A 9320-nucleotide genomic window follows, 5' to 3' on the forward strand; every position below is an offset into this window, starting at 1 on the left:
TGCCAACCAGTACTACTTCCAGGGGCTGGCGCGAATGAACACCGGTCACTGGCAGGAGGCCGAAGCACCGCTGCGAAAGGCGGTGGAGATCTGGCCGCGGGAAGCAAACTTCCACCAGGCGCTGGGTATGGCGCTGAGGCGACTGGGCAAGGACGACGAGGCGCGCCGAGAGTTGGAAATCGCGCTCCGGTTGAACCCGGCCTCGAGCGCGCGCCAGCAGCTGAACGAAATCGAGCGAGGGATTCCCGCTGCTCGCTAGAGAGGGCATCAACCTGCCAGCACGGTCGAAGCGCGAAACAAACCCATCGCCGTCGCCCGGTGACACGCGAGTCCTGTGGCTGGCGCTGCTGCTGCTGGTGACGGCGCTCAGCTACGCCGCCAGCCTGCGCTTCGAGTTCGTCTTTGACGACCACCTGAGCATCGAGCGGAACCCGCTTCTCAACTCCTGGCGGAACGTCCCGCGATTCTTCAGCGAACATTTCTGGAGCCACGTAGAGGGTGTTCCGCCGCGCTTTTACCGGCCACTGCTGCTGTTGTGGTTTCTGGTGAACCGCAGCGTGTTCGGGCTGCACCCGGCGTGGTTCCATGCCACCACCGTGCTCATGCATCTGCTGGCCGTCGCGCTGGTGTACGCCCTGGCGGCGCGGTTGTTGCAAGACCGGCGAGCGGCACTGGTGGCGGCCGCCGTGTTCGCCCTGCATCCGACCCGCGTGGAGAGCGTGGCGTGGATCTCCGGGGTGGCCGATCCGCTGCTGGCCGTGTGCTTTGTGGGCGCGTTCCTCTGCTATCTGAATTCCCGGGAAGCTCCGGCAAGGCGCGCAACCTGGAGGGCATTGGCGCTGCTGCTGTTTGCCGGAGCGCTCGCCGCCAAAGAGATTGCGGTGGTTTTGCCGGCACTGGTTTTCCTGCACGCCTGCTTCACCGAGGAATCCACGCGCCGGGCGAAGATGGTGGCAGGCGCCAAGGCCATGTTTCCTTATCTGGCGTTGGCAATTGGGTTCGTGGTGATCCGGGCGAAGGCGCTGGGAGGATGGGTAGCGGCGTCTTCCATCTCTACCGGCACCGCAATGCTGACCGCCCCACGACTGCTGGCCTTCTACCTGAGACTGCTGCTGTGGCCGGTGGGACTGAGTCCCTACTATGACCTTGAGTACGTGGACCATGTGGGACCTGCTTTCCTGGTTCCGCTGGCCGTGGTCGGGCTGTGCGGTGCGGGAATCGGATGGTGGTGGATGCGCGGGCGCGATTGGCGGGTGGCCTGGGCTGCTTCTTGGGGACTGCTGGCGTTGCTGCCCGCGCTCAACGCGCGCTTCGTCAATGAGAACGAACTGGTTCACGACCGCTACCTCTATCTTGGGTCCGTAGGCGTTGCGCTGCTGGCGGGTTTGGGATGGCGATGGCTCGACCAGCGGCTGCGTCCCGGCCTGGCGTGGGTGGCGCCCGGCCTGGCCTTGGTGGCGGGAGCCGCTATGGCGGTGGGCAGCGCACAGCAAAGCATGTACTGGCGCAATGACGGGGCGCTCTTCACTCGCGCCGTGGAAGTGGCGCCCCGGAGCTTCAAAGCCCGCTTGAGCCTGGCCACGGTTTACAAGGATCGCGGAAGACTCGCGGAGGCCATTGAGCAGTTCAAGGCCGCCGATGAGGTGCAGCCGGGGTGGCTTTCCGCATTCAATCTGGGAATCTGCTATTACGAATCCGGCGACCTGGACCTGGCCGAGAAACACTTCAGGCGCGCGATTGCGTTCGCGCCCGACGTTTCTGAAACCTACGTCCGGCTGGCCGTGATCCGGCTGGCCCGGGACGACGCGGAGCAAGCCGAAGGGCTGCTGCGAAAGGCGGTCGGGATCAGCCCCAATGCTCCCGGATATCACTTTCTGCTGGGCGTGGCCTACGGAAACCAGGGTAAGAAGGAAGCGGCATTGGAAGCCTTCCAGGAAGAAGTCCGCCGCTTTCCGGAGTCGACCCAGGCACGGGAAGCGATTCGACGGCTGGAAGCGATGCCGGCGCGCACGCGCTAGCAACCGAAGCCGTAGGAAAGAAAATGGGGAGCCGGGCGCGAGGCCTGAGCTCCCCTTGGCTTGTACCCTCCCCCAGGTACTTCGCCAACTTGGCGGCAGGAACCAGGGGACCTGCCGTTGAAGCCTTACTGCAGAGCGGTCGAACCCGCCAGGCAGGTGGCGCCCGAACCGTCAGCCGCGAAGCGGATCACGCCCGACTGATCGGAGCAGAACGCGCGCTGCCCAGTCTGGCCGATGGCCACCGGGGTACCCTGCGAGTTGTAGGTCACAACCGGCGAACCGGTGCAGCTTCCCAGAGCAAAGCCGTAGCCGCTTTTCTGACCAGAAGCCAGCACGTTGTCGACTAGGCCAGCAGCCGTGGAAGTCGGGTTGCCGGTCGGCGGACCGAGGGCACTCAGCGTGCAGGTAAAGCCGACGTTGGGATAGGTGGTCGAGTAGGTGACTTCCGCTGTGTTCAGGGTGCGGATCGAGCCCACCGCCGAAGACTCGTTCGCGGAAATTCGCGAACGCAGCAGGTTCGGGATGGCGATAGCCGCGATGATCAGAATGATCGCCACGACGATCAGCAACTCGATCAGCGAGAATCCTTTCTGTTTGCGCATTTGTTTCCCTCTTTTCTCCAGGTGTTAGCTTTCCTCTTGTTGCTTGCGAAGATTTCTTGCCGAGCCGGTAGGCTCACTGGCCCCCTATAGGGCAAGTCAAGTTCCAGCCCGGAGGATTTCCACAGTGGACTTCAAAAGTTGGATAAGCTAATTATATTCAGTTAGATACATCGGTAGCCCGGAGAATAATTGGCATACAGCCCCGAGACGCGGACGTAGTAACCAGGGCCCGGAATGACAAAATGTGTCATTCGGAAAATCAAAAAGTGTCAATCTCCTGGGACGGACTGGCTAGAAAGGGAGACAAGAAGCTCCTTTAAAGGAGAAAAGCACAAACACAAACAGGAAGCGCGGGCCTAGCAGGCGAGCCGCTCCGGAGAGAGAGTGAGGCCGTCGAGGTCGCCCAGCAGGGTGGCGGAAACGCGTCCAGTCTGGAAATAGTGGCCGGCGAGGGCGGCGAGATCGTCGACGGTGACCTTCTCGATCAACTCCGTGATTTCATCCAGACCGAAGAAGCGGTCAAAATACATCTCCTGTCGAGCCAGGTTGGACATGCGGGCCGTGCTGGATTCAAGGCTCAACATCAGGCCGCCCTTGAGTTGCCCCTTGGCGCGCTGCAGTTCTTCGTCGGTGACCGGCTTGTCCTTCAGCTTGCGGAATTCGTCCATGATGCCGTCCACCACGCGCAGCGCCGTTTCCGGCGAGGTGCCGGCGTAGACGGAGAGACATCCAGTGTCGCGATACACGTCCAAGTCGGAATAGATGGAATAGGCGAGACCCTGGCGCTCGCGGATATTCTGGAAAAGCCGGGAGCTCATGCCACCGCCCAGGATGAGATTGAGCAGATAGGTCGCGTAGCGGCCGGGGTGGGCGATAGGATGAGCGGGCACGCCGATACGGATTTGCGCCTGTTCGAGCTTCTTCTGGCTGAGCGTAGTGGTGGTGGAGACGGCGGGTACCGAATCGTGGAAACCATTGCTGCCAGCGGGCAAATGCTGGAATTTTTGTGCCACGAGATCGACGAAGTGTTGGTGGTCAAGGCTGCCGGCAGCACTGACAATCAGATTGCCCGGCAGGAAACTGCGGGCATAGGAATCGAGCACCAGGTTGCGGTCGAAGCGGCGTACGGTCTGCCGGGTGCCCAGAATGGGCAGGCCGAGAGAGTGTCCCTTCCAGAAGTTCTGGGTGAAGATCTCGTGAACCAGGTAGTCGGGGCTGTCTTCGTCGAGCTTGATCTCCTCCAGGATGACGCCCCGCTCGCGAGCGATGTCCTGCTCGTTGAAGATGGGGTTCAAAACCAGGTCGCTCAAGACGTCGAGAGCGACCGGGAGATGCTCATCCAGGACCTTGGCGTTGAAGCAGGTGCACTCCTTGGCGGTGAAAGCGTCCATCTGGCCGCCGAGGGAGTCGATTTGCCGGGCGATGTCTTCCGCAGTGCGGTTGCGTGTGCCCTTGAAGACCATGTGCTCGAGGAAGTGGGAGATTCCGTTGGCGGCAGCGTCCTCCTGGCGTGAGCCGGATTTCAGCCAGATGCCGATGGAGACGGAGCGAATGTGCGCCATCTGCTCAGTCACCACCAGCAGACCGTTGGGCAACACTTCGCGTCGGATGTTGCGTTTCTCCTCGGCCGTCATATCCGTACTCATTGTGGCACATGGGAGGGAAGACGTCATCGGGTCTAAGTCCATACCAGTCAATAGGCTATATGGACCTGACAAAGGTCTCCCAAGTCCCGGGTCGAGCAATTTCAGGGGAGCGAGCACCGGGCCTCTCCCACTGCTTGGATGCCGGTTCTTGGGGCCGAGACAAGAGCACGAAGTTAACCTCTTCAAGGTCAAGCACTTGTAGGCCTCTCCTAAAGAAGGGCAGGCCGGGACCGATCAGCCAAGCTAGCGGTAGATCAGCGTCGGAGGCCGGGGAGCGTGCTGGTCGAGCCAGCGGGCACCGCTGGCTGCGTCCGTAACTTCGCCTCGCAGCACTGCCAGAATCAACTCTGAAGTGGCAATCGCGTTGAACGGAGTCTGATAGTTCAGCCCAGGGGAGTCGCCGGCAGGCTTGAAGAGGAAAGGAATGTGGGCATCGGTCTCGGTGTTGAAGTCCACGTACCAGCGCAGAGCATGGTCCGCGGTAACCAGGACGGTGGTGTCTTTCCAAACGCCGGCCGCTTCCATGGCACGGCGCACTTCGCCCAGGGTGAGGTCCGCCAGCACCAGGTTATCCAGGTACCAGTCACGACGAATAGAGAACAGCGTATAGTCGCCGGTCCTGCGATCGTAAATGGGAGGCCGGTGCGGCACGTTCAAATGCACCAGAACCAGCCCGAGCGATTGATCGGCAGCAGCCCGGCAAGCACGCTCCACCTGGATACGGTGCTCCTCGCGATGCTCAAACCGCTTCTGAAGCGGGGACAAACCGTAGAGCTGGTGAGCCATGGCTTCGAGGATCGAAGGCCTGGCCTCAGGCGAGAAGGCTCCCGCCGCCTGCCAGACGCACTGTGTAAGAGCGGATCCAAAAACCCGGCAATAAGGGAAGAACCATCCAACCACCGCGGTGGTCACGCCCGCAGCCCGGGCACGAGCGAACAGGTTGGGTTGCGAACTCAGGGGAATATTAGGGGGCTTATCGGGCTGGAAGCTGACCAGGACCTCATCCGGACCGCTGGGCTGCAGTTTGAAGGTCTGTTTCCCGACGATCATGGAGGTCATGGCCTGCATGGTGGTGGTGCCTGCCTGGAAAGCGTTACTGGCGCAGAGCGAATCGGCGCAAAGGCGGTCGAATTCCGGGAGCTGCAAGCCTGGGGGCCGCTGATGGAAAGCCGTGCGACCGTCCAACTCGTCAAACACCAGCCATACCAGGCGGGGCCGGTTGACGCTTGACGCCGGCGGGGCAGCAAGCCCGGATTGTTGCCGGCGCACTTCCCTGGCCGGCTGCTTCCAGAGCTGCCACGCCGCCTGCGCCGAAGTGACTGGGACAAAAGCCAGCAACCAGAGCGCAAACAGCTCGGTGGCGTTCAACACGGGACGATGCCATCGTCGCATGACCGCTGCCGCGGCGAGCACGATCACGGCTCCGAGCAGCACCGTTTCGCGTGTGATTGGAATCTCGTCCAGCTGGCTTTCGTAATAGTGGAACAGCAACTGCAGAAAAGCTGCCACCGAGATCAGCGGCAGCCAGCGATGGAAGGCCAGCGCGGGGCGGTGCGGGAAGCGGCGCCCGATCCCCAGCAGAAAGAAGTACAAGAGAGTGAACAGCAGCACGTTCAAGAAGAGCGCGACAAAGTCGACCCAGGTCCAGGTGGGCATGAAGAACTTGTCGGCGTAGACGAGATTGTGCCAGGCGTCGAAGAAGGACAGATTCGCCAGCGACAGAGCCAGGGCCAAATCGCGCATGCGCAGGCTCGACATGCGGGTGATTATCGCATGTCGAAGATGGGAGACCGTGGGGCATGGTTTCTCTAAATAGGGAAAGCTAAGATAGCGAAGCAGGAGCGGAACAGGCTGCCGGCTCGCAAATGTCCATCGAAACCAGGAACCGTTATTTGCTGGGCCTTGACCTAGTGGAACTGACCGAGTTGGCACACGAGATCGGAGAGCCCGACTACCGAGCCCAGCAACTCTATGAGGCGCTCTACAGGCAGCGGCTAGCCAGCCTGGAGGAGGTGACTACGCTGCCGCGAAGCGTGCGCGAACGGCTGCAGCAGCGGGCGGTAGACGTGGGCCAGCCACGCATCAAGAAGAAGGTCACCGCGCAAGACGGCACCGTGCGGTACTTGATGGAGTTCGGCGACCGGCAGAGTGTGGAGACGGTATGGATGCCCGAGGGCGACGGAGGCGAGGCCGGAGACGGCAGTGAGGCCGGGGATGAATTGGAGAGCGAATCCGCGGCACAGGGCCGGCGCTGGCGGCGCGCCACCATCTGCCTGTCGAGCCAGGTAGGCTGCGCCGTGGATTGCCAATTCTGCCTGACCGCTCAATTGGGAATGCGACGCAACCTGACGGCCGGGGAGATGGTGGGGCAGGTACTGGTGGTGCTGGAAGATCAGGGTGTGGCGCGGGAGCGCGAACGCATCAACCTGGTGTTCATGGGGATGGGCGAGCCTTTCCTCAATTATGAGAGCTTCATCAAATCCGTGCGCCTGCTGGCGGAGGGGGTGGGAATCGCCGAGTCGCGCATGACTGTTTCTACTGCCGGAGTGGTACCGCGCATCCATGATCTGGGCAGGGAGCCGGTGCGGCCGAAACTGGCTATCTCCATCAATGCTTCCGATGACGAGCTGCGCACGCGGCTGATGCCCATCAATCGCAAGTGGAACCTGGAAGCGTTGCTGGCGGCGGCGCACGAGTTCCCGTTGCGGCCGCGGGAGCGGTTGACCTTTGAGTACGTGTTGCTGGAGGGCGTGAACGACCAGCCCCAGCATGCCCGGGAGCTGGCGGAGCGGTTGCGGGGATTGCGGGCCAAGGTGAACCTGATCGCGTTGAACCCGGGGCCGGGGCTCGCTTTTGTCACACCAGCCGAGGAGCGGGTACGGGAGTTCCAGCAGGTGCTGATCGCCGCCGGGCTACCCACGTTCGTCCGGCGGCCGAGAGGGCGTGAGATCTTTGCGGCGTGCGGGCAGTTGAAACGGACGGTCGAGTAGCGAGTACCGAGTACCCAGTATCGAGCACCCAGTACCGAGTACCCAGCACCCAGAGGGTACCTTCTTTGCGAGTCGGAACCCCGAAACCGGAGTCAAAAGCCCAGAGATCGAGGGCACTGCTGCGCGAGTATCGAGCCGAGGACTTCGAGACGCTGTGGCGGATCGATCAGGAGTGTTTTCCTACGGGCATCGCCTATCCGCGCGAAGAGCTGGCGCACTACCTGGGGCAGAAGAACGCGTTTGCCTTGGTGGCCGAGCAAGACGGCGGAATCGCGGGCTTCGTGGTGGCCGAGGTTCTGCGGCGGGGCGCGGGGCACATCATCACGCTCGATGTCCGCCAGGCGGCCCGGCGCGCGGGGCTGGGATCGCAACTGATGCTGGCAGCGGAGGAGCGGCTGCGGGCCGCTCCGTGCCACATGGTTTTCCTGGAGACGGCCGTGGACAACCTCGCCGCGCTCACTTTCTATAAGCGGCACGGCTATTCCGTGCTGCGGACGCTACCTCGCTACTATCCGGGAGGCCTCGACGGGCTGCGGATGGAGAAGCGGCTGGCCTAGTCTGCAACCCGGCGGTATGATGCCGCCGGGCGTGGTAGAGGCTGAAGATTGCTGCGGTTGAAACCGTTTCGCATCCTGAGGATCTTGAGCCTGGCGCTGGCGGCGCTGTTCGTCGCCGGTGTGCTGGGCTTCCGCCTGATCGAGGGTTGGTCATGGCTGGACAGCGTGTACATGGTGGTGACCACGCTAACCACGGTTGGCTACCGGGAGGTCCACGAACTTTCCGAGGCCGGGCGGATCTTCAACATCTTTCTGATCGCATCGGGAGTGGGGCTGGCGTTTGCGGCCATCGGGACGTTCAGCACGGCTTTGCTAGAATTCGAGCTGGGACGCTTCCTGGGAAGGCGGCGCATGGAGCGCGAAATCGGACGGCTTTCCGGGCACTACATCATTTGTGGCGCCGGGCGTGTGGGGCGCAGCGTGGCGCGGGAACTGGTGGCGCAGCCGGTGCCGTTCGTGGTGGTGGAGAACAGTGAAGCGAAGGCGGAGCGCGCCGCCGACTGGCCCACTCTGGTGGGCGATGCGACCAAGGAAGAAGTGCTGCGGGAAGCGCGCATCGAGCACGCGCGCGGGCTGGTAGCCGCCACCACGACGGACGCGACCAACATCTATATCGTGCTCACCGCGCGCAGCCTGAATCCCAAGCTGAAGATCATCGCGCGGGCCAGCGAGGAAGGGTCGGAGAAGCACCTGGTCACCGCCGGCGCCGACTCGGTGATTTCGCCTTACGTGTTCGCCGGGCACCGCATCGCGCAGACTTTCCTGCGTCCCGGCGTGCTGGATTTCCTGGACATCGCCATCGGCCGGGATGAGACCAAGCTGCAAGTGGAGATCGAAGAACTCAGCGTGGGTGCGGGCTCCTCGCTGGCCGGGAGCACGATCGGGGAGTCGCGAATCCACCAGAAGATGGGGGTCATCATCCTGGCTATCAAGCGGCCCGGTGAGGCGATGCGCGTGAATCCCACCGCCACGGACGTGATCCAAGGCGGCGACTCGCTGATCGTCGTCGGAGAGACCGCCAACCTGAAGCAACTGGAGCACGTCGCCCTGGCCCAAGGCCGTGGCGTAACCCACTGAAATCCCCACCATGAAGATCGTTACTGCCGCCGAGATGCGCGAGGTCGATCGCATCACCAGCGAGCGCTACGGCGTTCCCTCGCTCACCCTGATGGAGAACGCGGGCGCGGCGGTGGCGGAGTTCGCGTTGCGCGAGCATCCCAAGGCGGCAACGTTTGGCGTCATCTGCGGCAAGGGGAACAACGGCGGCGACGGCTTTGTGGCCGCACGCAAGCTGCACGAAGCCGGGAAGCAAGTGAAGGTTCTGCTGCTGGCTGATCCGGAGGAGCTGAAAGGCGACGCGGCACAGATGTACAAGAAGCTGCCGGTCAAGGCAGTCATTGCGCGCAACCAGGATGAACTGAAGAGCGAAGTGGCGCAGGACGTCTTTGCCGCCGACGTGCTGGTGGATGCGATCCTGGGGACGGGGTTCAAGCCGCCGGTGAGCGGG

General features: G+C 62.7%; 9 protein-coding genes. 6 read left to right on the top strand and 3 right to left on the bottom strand.

Annotated features, from left to right (window positions below):
- Together VLE48_00500 and VLE48_00505 are read left to right on the top strand one after the other, a co-directional pair.
- A partial coding sequence (locus VLE48_00500) for a tetratricopeptide repeat protein (protein HSA91465.1) occupies positions 1-259 on the top strand: 259 nt, incomplete at its 5' end.
- 97 nt (positions 260-356) lie between these two features.
- Entirely contained in the window at positions 357-2018 is a 1662-nt protein-coding gene (locus VLE48_00505; GenBank protein ID HSA91466.1) for a tetratricopeptide repeat protein, read from the top strand.
- A gap of 125 nt (positions 2019-2143) precedes the next feature.
- Here the strand turns inward: VLE48_00505 and VLE48_00510 are convergent, their stop codons facing one another.
- The 3 genes from VLE48_00510 to VLE48_00520 all read right to left on the bottom strand — a co-directional run bounded on the left by VLE48_00510 (position 2144) and on the right by VLE48_00520 (position 6024).
- Entirely contained in the window at positions 2144-2620 is a 477-nt protein-coding gene (locus tag VLE48_00510; GenBank protein HSA91467.1) for a prepilin-type N-terminal cleavage/methylation domain-containing protein, read from the bottom strand.
- Between the two features lie 356 nt (positions 2621-2976).
- The gene (locus VLE48_00515) at positions 2977-4254 is read right to left on the bottom strand and encodes a pitrilysin family protein (GenBank protein HSA91468.1); all 1278 of its coding nucleotides are present in this window, start codon (positions 4252-4254) and stop codon (positions 2977-2979) included.
- 255 nt (positions 4255-4509) lie between these two features.
- Positions 4510-6024 carry a sulfatase-like hydrolase/transferase gene (locus VLE48_00520; protein HSA91469.1) on the bottom strand — a complete coding sequence of 505 codons (1515 nt, stop codon included), beginning with the start codon at positions 6022-6024 and terminating at the stop codon, positions 4510-4512.
- 107 nt (positions 6025-6131) lie between these two features.
- On the opposite strand from VLE48_00520, the gene rlmN reads away from it, so the two are divergent.
- The 4 genes from rlmN to VLE48_00540 form a co-directional block, all read left to right on the top strand.
- A complete protein-coding gene (gene rlmN / locus VLE48_00525; protein HSA91470.1) occupies positions 6132-7256 on the top strand; it encodes a 23S rRNA (adenine(2503)-C(2))-methyltransferase RlmN in 1125 nt (374 codons plus the stop codon).
- Between the two features lie 65 nt (positions 7257-7321).
- Positions 7322-7813 (top strand): N-acetyltransferase, encoded by a 492-nt coding sequence (locus tag VLE48_00530; protein ID HSA91471.1) that lies wholly within the window; start codon positions 7322-7324, stop codon positions 7811-7813.
- A 48-nt stretch (positions 7814-7861) separates the two neighbouring features.
- The gene (locus VLE48_00535) at positions 7862-8890 is read left to right on the top strand and encodes a potassium channel protein (protein ID HSA91472.1); all 1029 of its coding nucleotides are present in this window, start codon (positions 7862-7864) and stop codon (positions 8888-8890) included.
- 10 nt (positions 8891-8900) lie between these two features.
- The coding region (locus VLE48_00540) for an NAD(P)H-hydrate epimerase (GenBank protein HSA91473.1) at positions 8901-9320 on the top strand (420 nt) is incomplete at its 3' end.

The organism is Terriglobales bacterium, assembly GCA_035454605.1.
GTDB lineage: Bacteria > Acidobacteriota > Terriglobia > Terriglobales > Acidobacteriaceae > DATMAB01.